This is a genomic window from Rhodoplanes sp. SY1, from assembly GCF_046000175.1.
GTDB lineage: Bacteria > Pseudomonadota > Alphaproteobacteria > Rhizobiales > Xanthobacteraceae > Rhodoplanes.
The window spans coordinates 1-19599 of record NZ_JBEOMB010000089.1 but is presented as its reverse complement, the minus strand read 5'-3'; the positions used below and the strand labels follow the sequence as shown (position 1 = coordinate 19599).

18 protein-coding genes and 2 riboswitches are annotated in these 19599 nt (G+C 72.7%); of the genes, 5 read left to right on the top strand and 13 right to left on the bottom strand.

Going from position 1 to position 19599, the window contains the following annotated elements; translation table 11 throughout:
* Positions 1–26: 26 nt before the first annotated feature.
* Positions 27–854, bottom strand: a complete 828-nt coding sequence (gene cobA / locus ABTU92_RS21125; protein WP_408093599.1) for a uroporphyrinogen-III C-methyltransferase — start codon at positions 852–854, stop codon at positions 27–29.
* A 70-nt stretch (positions 855–924) separates the two neighbouring features.
* Here cobA and ABTU92_RS21120 point away from each other — a divergent pair, with 70 nt between their 5' ends.
* Positions 925–2016: a cobalt-precorrin-5B (C(1))-methyltransferase gene (locus ABTU92_RS21120; RefSeq protein WP_408093598.1), complete on the top strand. Its 1092-nt coding sequence runs from the start codon at positions 925–927 to the stop codon at positions 2014–2016.
* Positions 2017–2805 (top strand): cobalt-precorrin-6A reductase, encoded by a 789-nt coding sequence (locus tag ABTU92_RS21115; protein ID WP_408093597.1) that lies wholly within the window; start codon positions 2017–2019, stop codon positions 2803–2805. It abuts the gene before it with no gap.
* Here the strand turns inward: ABTU92_RS21115 and cobJ are convergent.
* The 6 genes from cobJ to ABTU92_RS21085 form a co-directional block, all read right to left on the bottom strand.
* Positions 2766–3548, bottom strand: a complete 783-nt coding sequence (gene cobJ / locus ABTU92_RS21110) for a precorrin-3B C(17)-methyltransferase (RefSeq protein ID WP_408093596.1) — start codon at positions 3546–3548, stop codon at positions 2766–2768. The two genes, ABTU92_RS21115 and cobJ, sit on opposite strands and share 40 nt — an antisense overlap.
* A complete protein-coding gene (locus ABTU92_RS21105; RefSeq protein ID WP_408093595.1) occupies positions 3545–4270 on the bottom strand; it encodes a precorrin-2 C(20)-methyltransferase in 726 nt (241 codons plus the stop codon). Before ABTU92_RS21105 ends, cobJ begins: the two co-directional genes overlap by 4 nt.
* A gap of 250 nt (positions 4271–4520) precedes the next feature.
* The gene (locus tag ABTU92_RS21100; RefSeq protein ID WP_408093594.1) at positions 4521–5147 is read right to left on the bottom strand and encodes a precorrin-8X methylmutase; all 627 of its coding nucleotides are present in this window, start codon (positions 5145–5147) and stop codon (positions 4521–4523) included.
* Between the two features lie 144 nt (positions 5148–5291).
* The gene (gene cobN, locus ABTU92_RS21095; RefSeq protein WP_408093593.1) at positions 5292–8600 is read right to left on the bottom strand and encodes a cobaltochelatase subunit CobN; all 3309 of its coding nucleotides are present in this window, start codon (positions 8598–8600) and stop codon (positions 5292–5294) included.
* A 2-nt stretch (positions 8601–8602) separates the two neighbouring features.
* On the bottom strand, positions 8603–9643 hold the full coding sequence (gene cobW, locus ABTU92_RS21090) for a cobalamin biosynthesis protein CobW (protein WP_408093592.1): 1041 nt from the start codon (positions 9641–9643) through the stop codon (positions 8603–8605).
* 2 nt (positions 9644–9645) lie between these two features.
* Positions 9646–10059, bottom strand: coding sequence for a DUF1636 family protein (locus ABTU92_RS21085; RefSeq protein ID WP_408093591.1), 414 nt, complete (start codon positions 10057–10059; stop codon positions 9646–9648).
* Positions 10060–10162: 103 nt separating this feature from the next.
* Positions 10163–10386: riboswitch (cobalamin riboswitch) on the bottom strand.
* A 124-nt stretch (positions 10387–10510) separates the two neighbouring features.
* Here ABTU92_RS21085 and cobO point away from each other — a divergent pair.
* The gene (gene cobO / locus ABTU92_RS21080; protein WP_408093590.1) at positions 10511–11128 is read left to right on the top strand and encodes a cob(I)yrinic acid a,c-diamide adenosyltransferase; all 618 of its coding nucleotides are present in this window, start codon (positions 10511–10513) and stop codon (positions 11126–11128) included.
* 156 nt (positions 11129–11284) lie between these two features.
* Entirely contained in the window at positions 11285–12790 is a 1506-nt protein-coding gene (locus ABTU92_RS21075) for a cobyric acid synthase (protein WP_408093589.1), read from the top strand.
* A gap of 199 nt (positions 12791–12989) precedes the next feature.
* On the opposite strand, the gene ABTU92_RS21070 is transcribed toward ABTU92_RS21075, so the two are convergent.
* From ABTU92_RS21070 to ABTU92_RS21055, 4 genes are read right to left on the bottom strand one after another with little or no spacing between them, the layout of a single operon-like run.
* Positions 12990–13832 carry an energy-coupling factor ABC transporter ATP-binding protein gene (locus tag ABTU92_RS21070; protein ID WP_408093588.1) on the bottom strand — a complete coding sequence of 281 codons (843 nt, stop codon included), beginning with the start codon at positions 13830–13832 and terminating at the stop codon, positions 12990–12992.
* A complete protein-coding gene (gene cbiQ / locus ABTU92_RS21065; RefSeq protein WP_408093587.1) occupies positions 13829–14560 on the bottom strand; it encodes a cobalt ECF transporter T component CbiQ in 732 nt (243 codons plus the stop codon). The genes ABTU92_RS21070 and cbiQ overlap by 4 nt, the downstream gene beginning before the upstream one ends.
* On the bottom strand, positions 14544–14846 hold the full coding sequence (locus ABTU92_RS21060; protein ID WP_408093586.1) for an energy-coupling factor ABC transporter substrate-binding protein: 303 nt from the start codon (positions 14844–14846) through the stop codon (positions 14544–14546). The genes cbiQ and ABTU92_RS21060 overlap by 17 nt, the downstream gene beginning before the upstream one ends.
* Positions 14843–15517: an energy-coupling factor ABC transporter permease gene (locus tag ABTU92_RS21055; protein ID WP_408093627.1), complete on the bottom strand. Its 675-nt coding sequence runs from the start codon at positions 15515–15517 to the stop codon at positions 14843–14845. Before ABTU92_RS21055 ends, ABTU92_RS21060 begins: the two co-directional genes overlap by 4 nt.
* A gap of 74 nt (positions 15518–15591) precedes the next feature.
* Positions 15592–15838: riboswitch (cobalamin riboswitch) on the bottom strand.
* Positions 15839–16023: 185 nt separating this feature from the next.
* Here ABTU92_RS21055 and ABTU92_RS21050 point away from each other — a divergent pair.
* A complete protein-coding gene (locus ABTU92_RS21050; protein ID WP_408093585.1) occupies positions 16024–17067 on the top strand; it encodes an aminotransferase class I/II-fold pyridoxal phosphate-dependent enzyme in 1044 nt (347 codons plus the stop codon).
* Here ABTU92_RS21050 and tcuB read toward each other — a convergent pair.
* Together tcuB and tcuA are read right to left on the bottom strand one after the other, a co-directional pair.
* Positions 17038–18159, bottom strand: a complete 1122-nt coding sequence (gene tcuB / locus ABTU92_RS21045; protein WP_408093584.1) for a tricarballylate utilization 4Fe-4S protein TcuB — start codon at positions 18157–18159, stop codon at positions 17038–17040. The two genes, ABTU92_RS21050 and tcuB, sit on opposite strands and share 30 nt — an antisense overlap.
* A complete protein-coding gene (gene tcuA, locus ABTU92_RS21040) occupies positions 18146–19315 on the bottom strand; it encodes an FAD-dependent tricarballylate dehydrogenase TcuA (RefSeq protein ID WP_408093626.1) in 1170 nt (389 codons plus the stop codon). The genes tcuB and tcuA overlap by 14 nt, the downstream gene beginning before the upstream one ends.
* Positions 19316–19599: the final 284 nt, after the last annotated feature.

Genomic DNA, 19599 nt, shown 5'->3' with positions numbered 1-19599 from the left:
GGCCCCGCGGCGGCTCGGGTGTGACCTCATGGTTCGAGACGCGGACCTGCGGTCCACTCCTCACCATGAGGGGCTGTCGCGTGTGTCGCCGCAGGCGACGTGTCGTTCACCACCCCCGCCAGTGCCGCACCATACAGAATCATGCACGCTCCGGCCGGCGGGTTTTCGCGCAGGCGCGTCGCGATCGTTGTGACCGTGCCGATCATGGTTCTCGGGTCACTGCCCAGGCTCTCCACCACGGCCGCCGGGGTATCGGGCGACAGGCCGTGGGCAAAAAGCTTGTCGGCGAGCGCCGGGAACGTCGCCTTGCCCATGAACACGCAGGTGGTCGCCGCCGGGTCGGCCAGCGCCGCGAGGTCGAGGTCGTCGGGGAGGCCGCCCGTCACCTCGTGGGCCGTGATGAACTGCACGCGCCGCGCGACCAGGCGCTTGGTCAGCGCCGTGCCGAGATGCGCCGCGGCCGCCGTCGCCGAGGTGACGCCCGGCACCATCTCGATCGCGACGCCGGCCTCGCGGGCCGCCGTGATCTCCTCGTCGGCGCGCGAGAAGATCGCCGGGTCGCCGGACTTCAGCCGCACCACCCGCTTGCCGAGCCGCGCATAGGCGACCATCAGCCGGCTCACCTCGGCCTGCTTGGGCGCGTGCTGGCCGGCACGTTTTCCGACCGAGATCAGCTCGGCGTCCTCGCGCGCATGAACGAGCGCGCCGGCGCTGCCGAGGTCGTCGTAGAGCACCACGTCGGCGGCGCGCAGGCGGTCCACGGCACGCAGCGTCAGCAGGTCGGGATCGCCTGGTCCGGCCCCGACCAGGGCGATGTGGCCCGCGGAGGCATGGTGATCGGGATCGTCAGTCATCTCGGCAGTCCTGGCGGCAGTTCTGGCGGCAGTCCTGACAGGATGCGGCGGCCCGCCTATAGTCGCGCGCATGAGCGAAGAGAAGCCGCTGCGGCCCGGCTGGACCACGGGCACCTGCGCGACCGCGGCGACGCGCGCCGCCGTCGAGGCACTGGTGACGGGGCATTTGCCCGATCCGGTCGCCGTGACGCTGCCGGGCGGCCAGCGGCCGAGCTTCTCGCTCGCCTTCGGCGAGACAGGCGATGGTTTCGCGCGGGCCGGCGTTGTGAAGGACGCCGGGGACGATCCCGACGTGACGCATGGCGCCGTCGTCGTCGCGACGGTCCGGCCGGGTGCGCCGGGCACCGGTGTGACGTTCCGGGCCGGCGAGGGGGTCGGCACCGTGACCCGGCCCGGCCTGCCGGTCGCGGTCGGCGAGCCGGCCATCAATCCGGTGCCGCGCGAGATGATGCGGGCGGCGATCGCCGAGGTCTGCGCCGCCACCGGCGCGGCCGGCGACGTGATCGTCGAGATCGCGGTCCCGAACGGCACCGCGCTGGCCCAGAAGACGCTCAACCCGCGGCTCGGCATCGTCGGCGGCCTGTCGATCCTCGGCACCACCGGGATCGTGGTGCCGTTCTCCTGCGCAGCCTGGATCCACGCCATCCATCGCGGCGTCGACGTCGCCCGCGCGGCCGGCCTCGCGCACATCGCCGGCGCGACCGGCGCGACCTCGGAGGCCGCCATCGCGGCGCTCGACGGCCTGCCCGAGATCGCACTGATCGACATGGGCGACTTCGTCGGCGGCCTGCTGAAATACGTGCGGCTGCATCCGGTCGAGCGCGTCACCGTCGCGGGCGGCTTCGCCAAGATGACCAAGCTTTCGCAGGGCCTGCTCGATCTCCATTCGCGGTCCGGCGAGGTCGATCTTTCGCACCTGGCCCGGCTCGCCGCCGAGGCGGGGGCGCCGGCCGGGCTGGTCGACGCGATCCCCCGCGCCAACACGGCGCTCGAGGTCTTGCAGCGAACGCAGGCGGAGGGCATCGACGTCGCCGCGCTCGTGGCGGCGCGCGCTGTTCAGACCGGCGCAGCGCAGCTGCGCGGCACCGACGTGGGGCTCGATGTCGTGGTGTTCGGTCGCAAGGGCGAGCTGCTCGCCCGCACGCCGGTGGTGAGGGGATAGATGACTGCCCGGCAGAAGGTTCTGATCCTCGGCGGCACGACAGAAGCGCGGCGGCTCGCCGAGGCGCTCGCGAACGCGCCCGAGATCGACGCCGTGCTGTCCTATGCGGGGCGCACCGAAAACCCGCTCGCCGTGCCGGTGCCCTGGCGGGTCGGCGGATTCGGCGGCGTGCCGGGGCTGATCGACTATCTGAGAGCCGAGAACATCGACCGCGTGGTCGACGCGACGCATCCGTTCGCGGCGCAGATGAGCAGCAACGCCGTCGCGGCCTGCGCGGCGACCGGCGTTCCGCTGGTCGCGCTGGAGCGTGCCCCGTGGCGGCCCGAGGCGGGCGACCGCTGGATCGAGGTCGACACGCTGGAGGAGGCGGTGGTGGCCGTCGGCGAGGCGCCGCGGCGCGTCTTTCTCGGCATCGGCCGCCTGCATCTCGATGCGTTCGTGAAAAAGCCGCAGCACCACTATCTGGTGCGGCTCGTGGATGCACCGCGTGAAAATCTGCCGCTGCCCAACGTCACCGTGGTGGTTGCGCGCGGGCCGTTCGACGTCGACGGCGACCGCGCGCTGATGATCGCGCACGGCAGCGAGATGGTGGTGTCGAAGAACGCCGGCGGCACGGCGGCCGTCGCGAAGATCATCGCCGCGCGGAAAATCGGGCTGCCGGTCGTGATGGTGCGGCGGCCAAAAATCCCGCCACGGCAGACGGTCGAGACCGTCGCGGCCGTGCTGGCCTGGCTTGCCGACCCCAGGTCTCACGACGTCGTCTCCGCCGGTGCCGAGCGCGGCGTGTAGACGAAGGCCGAGCCGCGCTCCCGGCTGATCAGCCGGGTCTGCGACGAGCCGACAATCACCAGCGTGCGCATGTCGGCGCGCGACGCCACCGCGTCGGCGAGCGGCACCGTATCGATCCTTTCCTGCAGGGCATTCACCGCAGTGGCGAAGATCACGGGCGTGCTCGGTGGGCGCAACGGGCGGAGAATGTCGAGCGCCTGGCCGAGCTGATGCGGACGCGCCTTCGACACCGGATTGTAGAGCGCGATGACGAAGTCGGCCTCGGCGGCGAGTTTCAGGCGCTTCTCGACCAGTGCCCAGGGCTTGAGATTGTCGGAGAGGTTGATGGCGCAGAAATCGTGGCCGAGGGGCGCGCCGACGCGGGCCGCCGCCGCCGTCATGGCGGTGACGCCGGGCAGCACCCGCAGGTCGAGCGCGCGCCACGCAGGATCGCCGTGCTCGACCGCCTCGAAGACCGCCGCCGCCATGGCGAACACGCCGGGATCGCCCGACGAGACGACGACGACGCGCCGGCCGGCGCTCGCGAGCGTCAGCGCGTGGCGGGCGCGGTCGATCTCTTCCCGGTTGTCGGAGCCGTGCTTCTCGAGGCCCGGCCGGTCCGGCACGCGGGCGATGTAGGGGCCGTAGCCGATCAGATCCGTGGCGCCGGCGAGCGCATCGCTCACCTCCGGCGTGATCAGGCGCGGGTCGCCGGGACCGAGGCCGACGACGACCAGGGAGCCCGAGGAAGAGGCGTCGCTCATGGCCGCCGTCCCTCGCCGTGCACCAGCACCATGGAGAAGTAGGGCGCCGCATCGTCCGGTTTGTCCGCGAGGCGCAATACCGTCTCGCCCGCCATGGTGCCGCGCTCGACATAGACGGCGCGCTCGATCAGGCCGGCGGTCGTGAGTGCGCGCCGCACTTTTGGGAGGTTCTTTCCGAGCTTCATGATCACCAGCGCGTCGGCCCGGCCCATGCGGTCGACCAGCGTCGCCTCGTCGAGCGTCGCGGGCAGCACCGTGAGAATATCGTCGCCCCAGGTGATCGGCGCAGCCGTGGCGGTCCAGCAGCCCGCCATGCCGGGGATGCCCGGCACCACGACCAGGGGCACGCGGCCGGCGAGGCGCGTGTGCAGATGCATGAACGAGCCGTAGAGGAACGGGTCGCCCTCGCACAGCACGATCACGTCACGGCCCTGATCGGTGTGAGCGGTCAGGCGGGCGACGCAGTCCTGATAGAAGTCCTTAAGGGCGGCGTTGTAGGCGGGGTCCTTGAAGGCGATCTCGGTCGTGACCGGATACGCCATCGCGATCTCGATCACGTCGGGGGCCAGCAGTCCGGCCGCGATGGTGCGTGCGTTGCTGGTCCGCCCGGCCTTGCAGAAATAGGCGACGACGGCGGCACCGCGCACCAGCCGGTCGGCCTTGACGCTGATCAGCTCGGGATCGCCGGGCCCGAGCCCGACGCCGTAGACGGTGGCGGTCATCGGCGGTACTCCCCGGCGACAGCGGTCTCTGAACCTCTCCCCGCGCGCGGGGAGAGGTCGACAGTCGCGCGTTCAGCGCGACTGTCGGGTGAGGGGGCGTTTCGTGGATGCAGAGGCGCCCCCTCACCCCGACCCTCTCTCCGCGCGCGGGGAGAGGGAGCGCTGGCGCCGCGCCAGCGGCGAGAGTGAGTCGAGGCGCCGTGCATCGGACCTGGTCGGACAGGGACGTGACTCGAGATAACGATCATCGTCATTCCCGGTCGCTCGCGAGCGCGTTCACCGCGGCGGCCGTCATGGCGCTGCCGCCCTTGCGGCCGCGCACGATCATGCTGGGCACGCGGCCGTCGGCGATCAGCGCCTCCTTCGACTCCGCCGCGCCGACGAAGCCGACCGGCATGCCGATGACGGCGGCCGGCTTCGCGGCGCCCTCGTCCAGCATCTCCAGCAGGCGGAACAGCGCGGTCGGCGCGTTGCCGATGGCCACGACCGCGCCGCCGAGCCGCTCGCGCCACAGGTCCATGGCGGCGGCCGTGCGGGTCGTGCCGAGCTTGTCCGCCAGCAACGGCACGGCGGGATCGGAGAGCGTGCAGATCACGTCGTTGTCGGCCGGCAGCCGCGCCCGGGTGACGCCGTGCGCCACCATCTGGGCGTCGCAGAAGATCGGCGCGCCGGCGCGCAACGCCGTCCGCGCCGCCGCAGCGGCTCCGGGAGAGAAGATCAGATCGGCCGCGACCTCGACCATGCCGCTCGCATGGATCACCCGGACCGCGACCTTCTCCTCCTCTGGCGAGAAGCGGGCGAGGTCGGCCTCGGCCCGGATGATGGCGAACGAGCGCCGATAGATCGCGGCGCCGTCCTTCTCGTAGACGAGGGTCATGCACAAGCCTTTGTCGTCATTCCGGGGCGCACCGAAGGTGCGAACCCGGAATCCAGCCGAGACGTAGGACGTCGTGGCTGGATTCCGGGTCCGGCCCTCCGGGCCGTCCCGGAATGACCGGTGAAGTCGTGATCAGGTCCGGTGTCATCGACCGTCGTCCGCGATCGCGTCGATGACGCTGTTGCGCCGGGTGGTCCAGTGGCCGGCCGTGACGAGCTGGCGGAAGCGCCGGCGCATCGCCTCGGCGGCGCGCGGGTTGGCGCTGTCGAGGAAGTCGCGCACCTCCTCGTCGCCGAGCGTCGCGTCGTAATAGAGGTCGAAGTGATGCGGTGGCACGGCTTGCGCGAGATGCGCGAACAGCGCCATCTGGTCGAGCGTCCAGGCGATCTCGGCTGCGCCGCGAAACCCGTGCCGCATCTGCCCGCAGATCCAGGTCCGGTTGGTGGCGCGCGCCCGCACGACGCGGGCGATCTCCTCCCGCAGCGTGCGCATCCGCGGATCGTCGGCACGCGCCGAGTCGGCGTGATAAAGGGCAGGCGCGCCGCCGAGCGTCTTTGCGGCGGCGGCAAAACCCGCCTCGTGCGCCGCATAGTCGGGCGCCATCAGGAGGTCGGTCTCGGGCAGGTCCTGGGTATGCACGAAGGCGTCGGCCGCCGCGACCTGCGCCTCCAGCGCGTCGCGGGCCGGCACGCCGTCGCCACGGCCATAGGCATGGGCGCTGCCGGCGAGCCAGGCCTCGGCGGCGGCCGCCACGCTCTCGGACGTGAGATCGTCGACCGTCTCGGCGACGCCGACCCCGTAAGCGCCGGGCGCCGGGCCGAAGACACGCGGGCCACCGGCGGTCCGGAACGGGTTCTCCTCGGCCGGCTCGTCGCGCGCCGCGAGCGCCGTGACGGCCTGCTCGAACAGCACCGGCAGGCTCGGAAACACGTCGCGGAACAGGCCGGAGATGCGCAGCGTCACGTTGATGCGCGGGCGCCCGAGCTGGGCGAGGGTGAGCACCTCGAAGCCGGACACGCGGTCGGAGGTCGTGTCCCAGGTCGGCACCACGCCCATCAGCCGCAGCGCCATGGCGAGCTCCTCGCCGGCTGTGCGCATCGTCGCCGAGCCCCACAGGTCCACCACCACGGAGCCCGGATACTCGCCGTGATCCTGCAGGTGCCGGGTCAGCAGCGCGTCGGCGAGGCGGGCGCCCTGGTCGGCGGCGGCACGGCTCGGCACGGCGCGCGGATCGACCGTGAAGAGATTGCGGCCGGTCGGCAGCACGTCGCGCCGCCCGCGCCACGGCGAGCCGGCCGGCCCGGGCGCCACCGCGCGGCCGTCGAGCGCGGCGAGCAGGCTCGTCTGCTCGACTCGCGCGCAGACATCGAACGGCACGTCGGCGGACAGCACCTCGTCCGGCACCACCGGCACGCGGCCGAAAACGTGCAGGCCGTCGGAGAACTGCGTCGCCTTCACGTCGCACACGAAGGCGTCGAGCCTCACCACGGCCTCCTGCGGGCTCGTGTCGTCGGTGATGCCGGTGTCGTGGTTGAGCCCTGTCTCTTTCGCGGCGGCGACGATGTCCTTCGCCAGCCGCTCGCGGCGGCGCGGGTCGAGCCCGTCGGCGTTGGAGTACTCGTCGAGCAGCCGTTCGACCGTGTGCAGGCGCTCCGGCACGGCGCTCTGCCGTTGCGGCGGCGTCATGTGGCCGATCGTGACGGCGCCGAGCCGCCGCTTGGCGGTGGCCGCCTCGCCCGGATCGTTGACGATGAACGGATAGACCACCGGCGTGGCCCCGAGCAGCACGTCGGGCCAGCAGGCCCCGGACAGCGCCACCGCCTTGCCGGGCAGCCATTCGAGCGTGCCGTGCGCGCCCATGTGGACGAGCGCGTCGATATTGCAGACTTGGCGCAGCCACAGATGGAAGGCGACGAAGCCGTGCCGCGGTGCGCGGCGTGCGTCGTGATACTCGGCCGCCCGCGCGGCGCGGCTGCCGCGCTCGGGCTGCGCCGCGACGATCACGTTGCCGCAGCGGATGGCGCGGAAGTGAAACCGGCCGTCGCGCACCGAAGGGTCATCTGCGGGAGCGCCCCACTGCGCGATCAGTTCCGAGCGCAGCGCCGGGTCGAGGTCCTGCAGTGCGGCCTCGTAGTCGGCGAGCGGCCACGCGTTCTCCTCCGCCAGCAGACGCGTGATCAGCGTCGCGTGATCAGGCGGCGCATCCGCGACCGCGTAGCCTGAGCCGGCCAGCGTGGACAAGAGTGCGACGGCGCTCTCCGGCGCGTCGAGGCCGACCGCATGGGCGATCTGGTCGTCGCGGCCCGGATAGGCGGACAGCACCAGCGCGAGCTTTCGCTCCGCGCGCGCCGTGCGGCGCAGCCGCGCCAGTGCCTGCGCGCGTGCCGCGACCGCGGCGACGCGCTCGCCGTGCGGCGCGTGGACGACGCGGGCGAAGCCGAGATCGGGATCGACCGGCTCGGGCTCCTTGAACGAGACGACGCCGGAGAACACGCGGCCGTCGACCTCCGGCAGCACCACATGGATGGCGAGGTCGGACGGCGACAGCCCACGCTCCGACGTCGCCCACGCCTTCTGCGACGATCCGGCCAGCGCCACCTGCAGCACCGGCGCATCGGCCGCGTCGAACGACCCGCCGTCGGCGTCGCGGGCCGAGAAGGCGGTGGCGTTGACGATCACGTCGGGTCTTATGCGCGCGAGCTGATCACGCAGCCAGGCGCGCGTCTCCGGCTCCTTCAGGCTGCCGACGAAGACGCCGACCGGCGTCAAGCCGCGCGCCTTCAACGCTGCAGTCAGCGCCTCGACGGGCGCCGTGTCGGCCGCCGCCAGGATGGCGCGATAGAACACGACGAGCGCGCGCGGCGCGTCGCCCTCGTTCGGCGCGTCGACCGGACACGCCGAGAGATCGCCGGGGAAGAAACCGTGGCGGGGCAGGGCGCGCACGCCGAGGATCGGCACGGCCCACAGGCCCGACGCGAGCGCGAGCTGGGCGAGCGCGCCTTGCGCGGCGCGCGCCCCGCCGGTGTCGCACAGCGCCTGCAGGCGGCGCAGCGTCGAGACCGGCACGTTGGAGGCCTCGTCGAGCCGCGGGTCGGCGCGGCCGTCGCCCGGAACGATGGCCAGCGCGATGTTGTTCCGCGCCGCCACGGCCCGCAGCTCCTCGATGCCGTAGCGCCAGTAGTCGAGCCCGCCCAAGAGCCTGATCAGGATGCCCTTGGCGTGCGACAGCGTCTTCTCGATGTAGAGATCGACCGAGAGGGGATGCTGCAGCCGCGCCAGATTGGCGAGACGCAGGCTCGGCAGATCGTCGCGACCGGCCCGCCAGCCGGCCGCGAAGGCGCCGAGGTCGCTGTCCGCGAACGACAGGACGACGAGATCGGCGGGCGCGTGACCGAGATCCTCGGCCGCTGCCGCCTCCTCGAGGCCGTGCGTCTCGCGGAACAGGATGTGCATGGTCAGGCCGGCTCGCGCTGCAGGGCCGTCGTGACGGCGGCGTGGTCGAAGCCCTTCTGGCCGATGACGACGAGGCGCGAGACGCGCGGCTCGTCGGCGGCCCATGGCCGGTCGAACTGCGCCCGCACCCGGGTGCCGACGCCCTGCACCAGCAGCCGCATCGGCTTGCCGCGCACCGCGACGTAGCCCTTGGCGCGCAGCACGCCGTGATCGCGGGCGATGGCCTCGACCTTGGCCACCACCTCGGGGATGGCGGCGTGGTCCGGCAGCGTCACCACGATGGTCTCGAAGTCGTCGTGGTCGTGCTCGCCGTGCTCCTCGTGATGGCTCGGGCGGGCGGCGAGATCGTCCTCCGCGGCGGCGCCGAGCCCGAGCACGACGCGCGGGTCGACGCGGCCCTCCTGTGTCTCGATCACCGGAATCTTTCGCGGCATCTCGGCCTGCACGGTGTCGCGCGCCGCGGCCAGTGCCTGCCCGTCGACGAGATCGATCTTGTTGAGGATGACGATGTCGGCGCAGGCGACCTGATCCTCGAACACCTCGCCGAGCGGCGTGTCGTGGTCGATCGTCTCGTCGCCGGCGCGCTGTGCCGCGACGGCGGCGAGGTCGGGGGCGAACCGCCCGTCCGCCACCGCCTCGGCGTCGGCGACCGCGATCACGCCATCGACCGTGATGCGGGTGCGCAGATCGGGCCACTCGAACGCCTTGAGGAGCGGCTTCGGCAGCGCGAGGCCGGAGGTCTCGATCAGGATGTGCTCGGGCGGCTGCGGGCGGGCGAGCAGGGCCTGGATGGTCGGCACGAACTCGTCCGCCACGGTGCAGCACAGGCAGCCATTGGTCAGCTCGACGATCGCGTCCTCGGGGCAGCTCGGGTCGGCGCAACCTTTCAGAATGTCGCCGTCGATGCCGACATCGCCGAACTCGTTGACCAGCACGGCGAGCCGGCGGCCGCCCGGGTTCTCCATCAGGTGGCGCACCAGGCTGGTCTTGCCGGCCCCCAGGAAGCCCGTGACGATGGTGACGGGGATTTTTTCGAGCGACATTTTCAAGGCTCCTGCGTGGCGGCGGGCAGCGGCGGGATGCGGGCGACCACGCCCTTGCGGAGTATTTCCGGGCGCTCGCGCCAGGGCACCAGCCCGTCGGTGGTCGCAGCGTAGCGGGCGGCGCCAGAGAGAATCTCGTCGGCCTGCTCCGGCGCGAGGCCGCCATAGACGTAGCTCCAGCGGCCGGGACCCGCGACGGCGACCGAGCAGGCCCGGTTGCAGTTCGACAGGCACTCGGTCGGCACGATCGTCACGTCCTGGGCGGCGTGGCGCTGCTGGGCCGCGACCAGGGTGTCGTGGAGGAGGCGGCCCGAGCGCACCTCCTCGTCGGCAGAGAGCCGGCAGGTGACGCAGACGTAGAGGTTCACCGGGCCAGGCGGGATTGGTGAAGGGGCCGAAGGCTCCACGGGGGTCATGAATCGCTCATCGACGACGGGAGACGAATCCCCCGAGACGTGCGGCGAGCGGACCTGCACTCCGTTCGGCCGACATTCGCTCCGGAACACCCCGCCCGGAACGGCGTCAGTGGCAGGCGACGGCAGGTCTCCTGGCTCGCGGGTCACCGCCGGCACCGCCTTCCCGGGGAACGCCCCCAGTGGCTTCGGTGCAGGCTCGCCGCTCACAGTTGCGGGGGCAGCTCCGGCACGGCGCCGAGCCGGCCTCCCGCCTCGCGGGTGTCCCGGCTCGCCGCCTCCGATATTCCCTCTTGTCCGACCCGCAAGGCGTTTCGCGACATACGAAAACCTCCCGGCGGGCGGGACACCGTCGGCGCGAGGATCTGTGCGGCGGAAGTGCCGCCCTGTCAATCCGGCGGTTGCCCGAGCCGGCGCCCTGTGGTCCTGTCGCCATCCCCCGACGAGGACGCCCATGACCGCTCCAGAGACCGAGACCGACGAGGCCGCGCGCCATCGTGCCAAGATGGAGAAGCGCAAGGCCCTTCAGGACGCCGAGATCGCCTCCAAGACGGTCGAGAAGGGGTTGCTGCTCGTTCACACCGGCACTGGAAAAGGCAAGTCGACGGCCGCCTTCGGGCTGGCGCTGCGGTTGCTCGGCCACGGCGGGCGGGTCGGCGTCGTCCAGTTCATCAAGAGCCGGCCGACCGGCGAGAAGACGGCCCTGGAGGTGTTCGGCGACCGTGTCGTCTGGCACACGGCCGGCGAGGGCTTCACCTGGGAGACCCAGGACAAGGCGCGCGACATGGCGGCCTGCCGGGCCGCCTGGGAGACCGCCAAGGCGCTGATGGACGACCCGGCGTTCGGCCTGGTCATTCTCGACGAGCTCAACATCGCGCTGCGCTACGACTACCTGCCGGTCGAGGAGGTGGTGGCGACGCTCGCGGCGCGCCGGGGCGATCTCCACGTCGCCGTCACGGGCCGCAACGCCAAGCCGGCCCTGGTCGAGGCTGCCGACCTCGTCACCGACATGACGATGGTCAAGCACCACTTCAAGGCCGGCGTGAAGACCCAGGCCGGCATCGAGTATTGAGCGTGACGACTCGGCTGTCCGGTCGTCATTCCGGGGCGCGCCGAAGGCGCGAGCCCGGAATCCAGCCGCGACCGGAGCGCTCGGGACTGGATTCCGGGTCCGGCGCTGCGCGCCGTCCCGGAATGACCGTTCCCACGAGCAGCCCGTAGAAAGCGCATGACCGCCCGCACCCTCATGTTCCAGGGCACCGGCTCGGACGTCGGCAAGTCGCTGATCGTCGCCGGGCTGGCCCGGCTGCTGACCCGTCGCGGGCTGCGGGTGCGGCCGTTCAAGCCGCAGAACATGTCGAACAACGCGGCCGTCACGGCCGACGGCGGCGAAATCGGCCGCGCCCAGGCTCTTCAGGCGCGGGCGGCGCGGGTCGCGCCGTCTGTGCACATGAACCCGGTGCTCTTGAAGCCGCAGAGCGAGACGGGCGCCCAGATCGTCGTCCAGGGCCGCGTCTTCGGCACCGCGCGCGCAAAAGACTACCAGTCGCGAAAGGCCGCGCTGCTGCCGCATGTGCTGGACAGCTTTTCGAGATTGCGCGGCGAGGCCGACATCGTGCTCGTCGAAGGCGCGGGCTCCGCCTCCGAGGTGAACCTGCGGGCGAACGACATCGCCAACATGGGCTTCGCCCGCGCCGCCGACGTGCCCGTCGTGCTGATCGGCGATATCGACCGCGGCGGCGTGATCGCCAGCCTGGTCGGCACCGCGGCCGTGGTCGAGCCCGAGGATGCGGCGCTGATCCGCGGCTTTCTCGTCAACAAGATGCGGGGCGACCCGTCGCTGTTCGCCGCTGGCATGGCGGTCATCGCTAAAAAGACCGGATGGGTGCCGCTCGGCTTGGTGCCGCATTTTCATGACGCCCACCGGCTGCCCGCCGAGGACATTTATGGGCTCGAGGCCGGGCCCGCGGCTGCGTCCTCCGCCAAGTCAGGCAAGGTGCGCATCGCCGTGCCGGTGCTGCCGTCGATCTCCAATTTCGACGACTTCGACCCGCTGCGGCTCGAGCCCGCCGTCGACCTCGTGCTCCTGAGGAACGGCGCGCCGCTGCCGGCCGACACCGACCTGGTGATCCTGCCGGGCGCGAAGACGACGATCCGCGATCTCGCGGCGCTGCGCGCGGTCGGCTGGGACGTCGACATTCTCGCGCATGTCCGTCGCGGCGGCCGGGTGCTCGGCCTGTGCGGCGGCTATCAGATGCTCGGCCGCGAGATCGCCGATCCGGACGGCGTCGAGGGACCGCCCGGCACGGCGGCCGGGCTCGGGCTGCTCGACGTGATCACGACGTTGACCGGCGACAAGTCGCTGGTCGCGGTGACGGGCCGCACCGTCGAAGACGGCGTGCCGCTCTCCGGCTACGAGATGCATATGGGCCGCACGACGGGTTCCGGCACGGCGCGGCCGCTGGTGCGGCTCGACGATCCGCAGGGCGACGCGCAGGATGGCGGCCGCGACGACGGCGCCGTCTCGCCGGACGGCCGCGTCGCCGGAACCTACGTCCACGGATTCTTCGCCGACGATCGCCAGCGCGCCGCCTGGCTCTCTCGCCTCGGCGCGCCCGTCGCGGAGCAGGGCGGCCTCGCCTACGAGGCGATGGTCGACGAGACCCTCGATGCGCTGGCGTCGCATCTCGAGGCGCATGTCGACATCGAGGCCCTGCTCGGGCTCGCGCGCTGATTTACCGATGCTCGGGCTCGTGCCCCGGACAAGGCGCGGCAGGCCGCAGGCCTGATGCGCCGCAGAGCCGGGGCCCAGGGGCGGCACGACGCGCGGCACGATCGGCGCTTCGGCTGATCGCCCCTGGGTCCCGGTTCGCGGCGCGGCGCGCCGCGCCCGGGACACGAGACCTCGGCCGAGGCAGCTCTCACGACCCCGGTCAGCTCTTCCGCCAGCTCCGCGCGACAAGCGCCAACACAGCCTCGCGGGTCTTCGGCAGCGGGTCGGTCGCGCCGAGAATGCCGGCCTCGCGGGCCGCGAGGCCCAGCGACAGGAGGAACGGCGACTCCAGCCCGGCCGCCGCCATGGCGGCGCGGTCGGCGAGAACCTCCTCGGCCGGCCCTTGGCGGAGCACCTTCCCGTCGGCGAACAGCGCGACGTCGTCGGCGAGCCGGTAGGCGAGGTCGACGTCGTGGGTCGCGAGCACCAGCGTCGCCCCGTCGGTGTGCAGCGCCTGCAGCGCGGCCAGGAGGCCGTCGCGCCCGGCGCGGTCGAGGCCCGAGGTCGGCTCGTCGAGCAGCAGCACCTCGGGCCGCATGGAGACGGCGCCGGCGATGGCGACGCGCTTCTTCTGGCCGAACGACAGCATGTGGGTCGGCCGTTCGGCGAGGTCGCCGATCCCCATCACGTGTAGCGCGTCGGCGACGCGTCGGCGCACCGCGTCGTCGGCGAGCCCGAGATTGAGCGGCCCGAACGAGACGTCCTCCTCGACCGAGGCGGCGAACAGCTGATCGTCGGCGTCCTGCAGCACCAGCCCGACGCGGCGGCGCCAGGCGGTCAGGTCGGCGCGGCCGTAACCGGCCGGTGCGCCGTCGAGCAGCACCCGGCCGCGCTGCGGCCGGAGCGTGCCGTTGAGGTGCAGGAGCAGCGTCGTCTTGCCGGCGCCGTTGGGGCCGAGAATGGCGAGACGTCGCCCGCGCCGGACGACGAGATCGAGGTCCGACAGGGCCGGACCACCGTCCCGATAGGCGTAGGTCAGAGCCTGGGCTTCGAGGAGATTCACCGCGCCCAAAGCCCCAGTCCGGCGACACCGGCTTCGATCGCGAGGACGAGCGCCAGCGCCGGCCATGACACGGCGGCGCGGCGCGACAGCACCCGCATCTCGCCGGTCCAGCCGCGCGCCGCGAGGCCGATCTCCAGGCGACGCGCCCGGTCGAGCGAGCGCGGCAGCAGGTTGGCGATCAGCCCGCCGAGCGAGCGCAGCCGGCGCCGGGCGCCGGCATGGCCGAGCCGGGCCGCCTGGGCCGTGTCCATGGCCAGCGCGGTCGTTCCGAGGAGAAACAGGAACCGGTACATCAGGAGGGCGATCTCGGCGATCTCGCCGGGCAGGCCGAGACGCCGCGCACCGGCGACCAGATCGGTCGCCGGCGTCGTCAGGGCGAGGAACAGGAGCGCCGTCACGCACGCCAGCGCGCGTGCCGTCGCTCCGGCTGCGGTCATGAGGCCGTCCGGGGCGAGGCCGATGCCGGCGGTGCCGACCTGCAGCGCGAGCGACAGCGATCCGATCAGCAGGAAGCCGAACGGTGCCGTCACGCAGGCGAGCCAGGTCCGCGGCGACACCCGCGCCCCGACGAGCGTCGCCACCGTCATCACGACGGCGGCCACCGGGGCGACCGGAAACGGCGGAAAGGCGAGGGCGAGCGCCATCATGCCGAAGGCCAGGACGGACTTCTCGGCGAGCGAACGCGTCCGCCAGCGGTTGAGATGGGCCGCCCTATCGACGGGGGACATCGTCGGACGCGGACGATCGGCCGTGCCTTCGGCCGATCACGTAGCCCAGCACGCCGGCGCCGAGCGCCGCCTGCAGGGCGAACAGCAGGCTCTGGATCTCGCCGTTGGGCGGCGTCCACAGCGGCTTGAACCACGGCTCGTAGCCGGGGCGCGCCTCGGCGATGGCGCTCACCGCCTGATCGTCCGTGCCCTTGAACTCGCCCTCGATGCCCGGCAGGAGCAGGGGCGCGGCGACGATGGCGGCCGCAAGCGCGATCAGCAGCCACGAGGTTCGCTTCGCGATCATCGTTCGGTCCCCCCGGCAAGGCCGCGCACGCCGTTCCGCATCCCGCCGAGGAGGCCCGGCGAGGCCGCGAGGGCGTTGATCACCACCACGGTCAAGAGGCCCTCGGCGATCGCCAGCGGGATTTGGGTGACGGCGAAGATGCCGCCGAACTTCGCCACGGCGCCGAGCACGCCCGAGCTCGCGTCCGGATAGGCGAGCGCGAGCTGCACCGAGGTCGTGAGATAGGTCGAGAGGTCGCCCAGCATGGCGGCGCAAAACACCGCGACGCTCGCCCCCAGGCCGAGCCGGGTGACGACCTGCCACACCGCCCAGCTCACCCACGGTCCGACGATGGCCATCGAGAACACGTTGGCGCCGAGCGTCGTCAGACCGCCATGGGCGAGCAGCAGCGCCTGGAAGACGAGCACGATCGTGCCGAGCACCGCCATCACGGCGGGGCCGAACAGGATCGCGCCGAGCCCGGTCCCGGTCGGGTGCGAGCACGAGCCGGTGACGCTCGGGATCTTCAGGGCCGACATGACGAACGTGAAGGCGCCGGCCGCGGCGAGCATCATCTTGGTTTGCGGCTCGTCCCGCAGGATGCGCCGAATCCGGACCGCCCCGGCGATCACGAAGGGGGCGGACACCGCAAACCAGCCGGCGGCATGCCCGACCGGCAGATAGCCTTCCATGATGTGCACGCGAACCCTCCCGCCGGTTGCGCATGCGCCTCGTCAGGCCCCGGAACACCCCGCCCGGAACCATTCGCGCACGCCACCTCGATGGCAGGTCTCCTGACTCGCGGCTCGGCGGCTCCCGCGCCGTCTTCCCGGCCGTCGCGCAGTCCCGATCGGAGGGGGAGACTGCGGCCAGTGACGAACTCGCGCGAAAGCCTCGCCGCTTACAGTTGCGGGGGCAGTTGCGGCCTGAGCGCCCGCGGGGCGCCGCACCGCATTCCCTTTTCACCTCGCGTCGAAGCAGCGGCGCGAGGAACCATCGCGGCGACATTAGGCGCACGGCGGGTGCCGGCGCAAGCATCGGACTGTCCGTTGTTGCCCGTACAGGTCGCGGCGCGGTCAGTCGATTGCACCGCGGCGGGCGGCGGGCTAAGCCTCGCCGGCCTCGACGGCCGCCAGCGGGATCGAAGTCCGCGGCGGACTCGGGCAGATCGATCTGAGACGACCGATTGGGCGGGCCGATGCAGCCGAGGAACGAGGCGATCCTGCGCGGGCACGGCGGGCGTGTCGACGAGGCCGAGCGGCTCTATCCGGACGCCCCGCCCCCGTGGATCGACCTGTCGACCGGGATCAATCCGCACGCCTATCCGGTGCCGGCGGTCGATCCCGAGGCGTATCGCCGGCTGCCGCTCGGCCGCGACCTCGACCGGCTGACCGATGCGGCGGCGGCGGCCTATGGCCGGCCGGCCGGCACGGCGCTGCTGCCGGTGCCGGGCAGCGAGCTCGCCATCCGGCTGCTGCCGGTGGTTCTCGGACCGAAGCTGCGGGTCGGCGTGGTAGGGCGCACCTACTCGTCGCATGCCGCCGCCTGGGAGGAGACCGGCGCCACGGTGCGGCCGCTGCCGGCGCTGCCGGACCCGGCCGCCCGCGACCTCGACGTCGTCGTGCTGGTGAACCCCAACAATCCGGACGGCGCGAGCGTTTCGCGCGCGGCGCTCCTCGGTTTCGCCGAGGCGTGGACTGCCGCCGGCCGCAAGCTGATCGTCGACGAAGCCTTCGCCGACGTTACGCCGGACCTGTCGCTGCTCGCCGCCGACCGGCTGCCGGACGGCGTGGTGGTGCTGCGCTCGCTCGGCAAGTTCTACGGCCTCGCCGGGCTGCGGGTGGGCTTCGTCGCGGTGGCGGAGCGGGCCGCGATGCCGTGGCGGCGGCGGCTCGGCGACTGGCCGGTGTCGGGTCCGGCCTGCGCGATCGCGGCCGCGGCGCTCCTCGACACGGCCTGGGCGACGGCGATGCGGGCGCGGCTCGCCACCGACCGCGCCCGACTCGAGGGGATGCTCGTGAGCGGCGGCCTGCGCATCCTCGGCGGCACCGATCTCTTCGTCCTCGCCGAAGGCCCGCCGGGTCGCGATCTCGTCGACGCCTTCGCGCATGCCGGCATTCTGGTGCGCGGCTTTCCCCATACACCGAACAGGTACCGGTTCGGCCTGCCGGCGGACGAGCTGGCCTTCGCGCGGCTCGCCGCCGCCTGCCGCTCACTCGCCGCCGCTGCGCCGGGGCGGTGAGGCGATGCGATCGATGGCGGCGCGCAGCAGCGCCGCCGCTCGGTAGGGTGCGTGCATCATCTTGCTCGCCGGCAGCACCAGGAAGAAGCCGGTGACGAGCCCGAGATGGAGCGTCAGCGTGACGCCCATCAGCACGGTCTCGCGCAACACCAGCACGGCGAGCCCGCTCGCCGCCACGAGCCCGAGCAGCACCAGGAAGACGAGGTTCAGCCGCGTCTCCCCCGGCTCGGTCGCCGCCGTGTCGGTGCGCAGCTCGACCGAAACGAGCCCGCCGATGCCGACCAGCATCAGGACGCCACCGATCGTGCCGGCGAGCACCGGCAGGCTGAAGACCGGGTAGGGCGCCGGTGCATCGGCGACGTGATGCCAGAGTGCCGCCGAGAGCGTCGACAGGATGGTCAGGGCGAAGCCGCCGACCATCACGTGATGCGCGATGCGCCGCTCGCGCGAAAAACGGCCGTCGACGTCGTTGCAGCCGGGGCCGCCGCCACCGAGATTGCTCAGCGTCACGATGTCGAAGAGCGCCGGCCACAGCGCCCGCTTGACGACCCGGGCGGAGACCGGCGGCGCGATCGCCCGCCAGAACGCCACCGTCGACGCCGTCATGGCGGCCACGGCCCAGACGAACGAGAGGCCGGCCGCCGTCGTCATCACGCCCCACGGCACGACCTGATAGAACGCCCCGCCGCCGCGATGCACCCCGAACAGGGTTTCACGCGGCACCGTTAGGACGACCAGGAGAAGCGCCGCGACCGTGGCGGCGCCCACCACGGCCGCGGGCATCCAGGCGTGCCGCCCGAACGCGCCGGCGAGCCAGCGCGGTCGGGCGAAGTCCGCGTAGGTGTGGCCACGGGCGGCCGCGAGCGTCTGCGGCACGTTGACGGCGAACGGGTGCGGCGGCGCGTATTGGCAGGCGTGCCAGCAGCCACGGCAGGCGTGACAGAGATTGGCGATATGGGCGACGTCGGCGAGCGAGAAGGTCGCCTTGCCGGCGATCGCCGGGAACACGGCGCAGACGCCGTCGCAATACATGCAGGCGCTGCACAGCCGCAGCACCCGCTCGGCCTCCTCGGCGACCTCACGCGGCGGCACGGGCGGCCTCCTCGCCGGCGATCCGGCCCGATACGGCCGCGAGCGTGAGCCCGAGCCCGGCCAGATAGCCGTGGCGCAGCACGTTGGCCGCCATCGTGGTGCCGGCCGCGAACACCCGCTCGCTGCGGCGCCCGCCGCGCAACCGCACCCGCATGCCGGTGTCCACGGCGACGCCGAAATGCGTGAAGGTGAGGCCGGGCAGCAGCGGCCAGGCGGCGAGCGGCAGCGCCGCCAGCGGCCGCACCGCCGGCTCGCGCTCCGCCGCCTCGGCATTGAAGGTCCGCACCGTCGCATCGAGCGCGGCGGGATCGACCTCCAGCCGGCGCGCCAGCTCGGCGACCGAGGGCGCCGTGACCGGGGCGAGCGCGGTCGGGCCGACGCGCCGCAGACCGTCCTGGTCGACGATCAGATAGGCGAGCTGGTCCGGACAGGCGGCGATGCGCGGTCCCCACTGGGCGTAGTGGGTGCGGCGGGTGTCGGCGCGCTCGTCGGCGAGGCGCCGGCCGGTGCGGTCGACCACGATGCCGTGCGGGATGCCGGTCATCCGGGTGACGATGCCGCCGTCGAAACGAGGCCCGCGCGCGTCGACGGCGACCAGATGGGCGCTCGCCCGGTCGCCGACCGGCTCGGCGCCGAGCCCGAGCAGAAGATCGAGGCCGTGGCCCGTGCAGTAGGGCGAGCCGCGCACCACGAACCGCTCCGCCTGCGGGCCGAGATCGACGCGGAGCTGCGCGAGATCCGCCTGGTGTCCGCCGGTCGCCACGACGACGGCCCTGGCGAGCATCGACTCGCGGCCGGCGGCCGTGTCGAGCACGACCGCGCAGCCGGCGTCGTCCGGTTGCAGCGCGGCGAGCGTCGTGTCGTAGGAGACGACGACGCCGATCTCCTCGGCCGTGGCGTAGAGGGCGTTCACCATCGCCTTGCCGCCGCCGAGCAGGAAGGCGGTGCGGCGCGAGTAGGGCAGCACGCCGTGATCGAGCGCCTGCAGCCGGACGCCGGCGGCGAGGAGCCACGGCGCGATACCGGCCGAGCCGCGGATCAGGGAGCGGGCGAGCGGCTCATCGGTGTCGCCGCCGGTGACGCGCATCAGGTCGGCGAGGAACTCGTCCGGGCGGTAGCTGTCCGGCACGTAGGGGGCCGGGCCGGCATGGGCGATCCGAAAGTTCCGCGCATGCCGCGTGTTGCCGCCGCGCAGCGCCGCCGGGGCCGGCCGCGGCCCCGCCGGCGACCAGGACGTCGAACCGGGTGGGGGGGTGGTCGGTCATGATTCTCCAAGGGCCGCGGGCGCCCTCATAGGAACCGGCTCGCCGGCCTGTCAACGCACGTCGCGTCCATGCGACTCCCCCGCGCGCGGCTTGCGCACCGCGGCACGGCATGCATCAAGGGCGGCGGGCGGGCCGCGGTTCCGCCCGGCGGCAGCCGGGCTGGGCGCGGCGCAGG

Excerpts from the sequence above, each read along its gene's own strand:
- cobA (WP_408093599.1), bottom strand. The coding sequence starts at position 854 with ATGACTGACGATCCCGATCACCATGCCTCCGCGGGCCACATCGCCCTG.
- ABTU92_RS21120 (WP_408093598.1), top strand. The coding sequence starts at position 925 with ATGAGCGAAGAGAAGCCGCTGCGGCCCGGCTGGACCACGGGCACCTGC.
- ABTU92_RS21115 (WP_408093597.1), top strand. The coding sequence starts at position 2,017 with ATGACTGCCCGGCAGAAGGTTCTGATCCTCGGCGGCACGACAGAAGCG.
- cobJ (WP_408093596.1), bottom strand. The coding sequence starts at position 3,548 with ATGAGCGACGCCTCTTCCTCGGGCTCCCTGGTCGTCGTCGGCCTCGGT.
- ABTU92_RS21105 (WP_408093595.1), bottom strand. The coding sequence starts at position 4,270 with ATGACCGCCACCGTCTACGGCGTCGGGCTCGGGCCCGGCGATCCCGAG.
- ABTU92_RS21100 (WP_408093594.1), bottom strand. The coding sequence starts at position 5,147 with ATGACCCTCGTCTACGAGAAGGACGGCGCCGCGATCTATCGGCGCTCG.
- cobN (WP_408093593.1), bottom strand. The coding sequence starts at position 8,600 with ATGCACATCCTGTTCCGCGAGACGCACGGCCTCGAGGAGGCGGCAGCG.
- cobW (WP_408093592.1), bottom strand. The coding sequence starts at position 9,643 with ATGTCGCTCGAAAAAATCCCCGTCACCATCGTCACGGGCTTCCTGGGG.
- ABTU92_RS21085 (WP_408093591.1), bottom strand. The coding sequence starts at position 10,059 with ATGACCCCCGTGGAGCCTTCGGCCCCTTCACCAATCCCGCCTGGCCCG.
- cobO (WP_408093590.1), top strand. The coding sequence starts at position 10,511 with ATGACCGCTCCAGAGACCGAGACCGACGAGGCCGCGCGCCATCGTGCC.
- ABTU92_RS21075 (WP_408093589.1), top strand. The coding sequence starts at position 11,285 with ATGACCGCCCGCACCCTCATGTTCCAGGGCACCGGCTCGGACGTCGGC.
- cbiQ (WP_408093587.1), bottom strand. The coding sequence starts at position 14,560 with ATGTCCCCCGTCGATAGGGCGGCCCATCTCAACCGCTGGCGGACGCGT.
- ABTU92_RS21060 (WP_408093586.1), bottom strand. The coding sequence starts at position 14,846 with ATGATCGCGAAGCGAACCTCGTGGCTGCTGATCGCGCTTGCGGCCGCC.
- ABTU92_RS21055 (WP_408093627.1), bottom strand. The coding sequence starts at position 15,517 with ATGGAAGGCTATCTGCCGGTCGGGCATGCCGCCGGCTGGTTTGCGGTG.
- ABTU92_RS21050 (WP_408093585.1), top strand. The coding sequence starts at position 16,024 with ATGCAGCCGAGGAACGAGGCGATCCTGCGCGGGCACGGCGGGCGTGTC.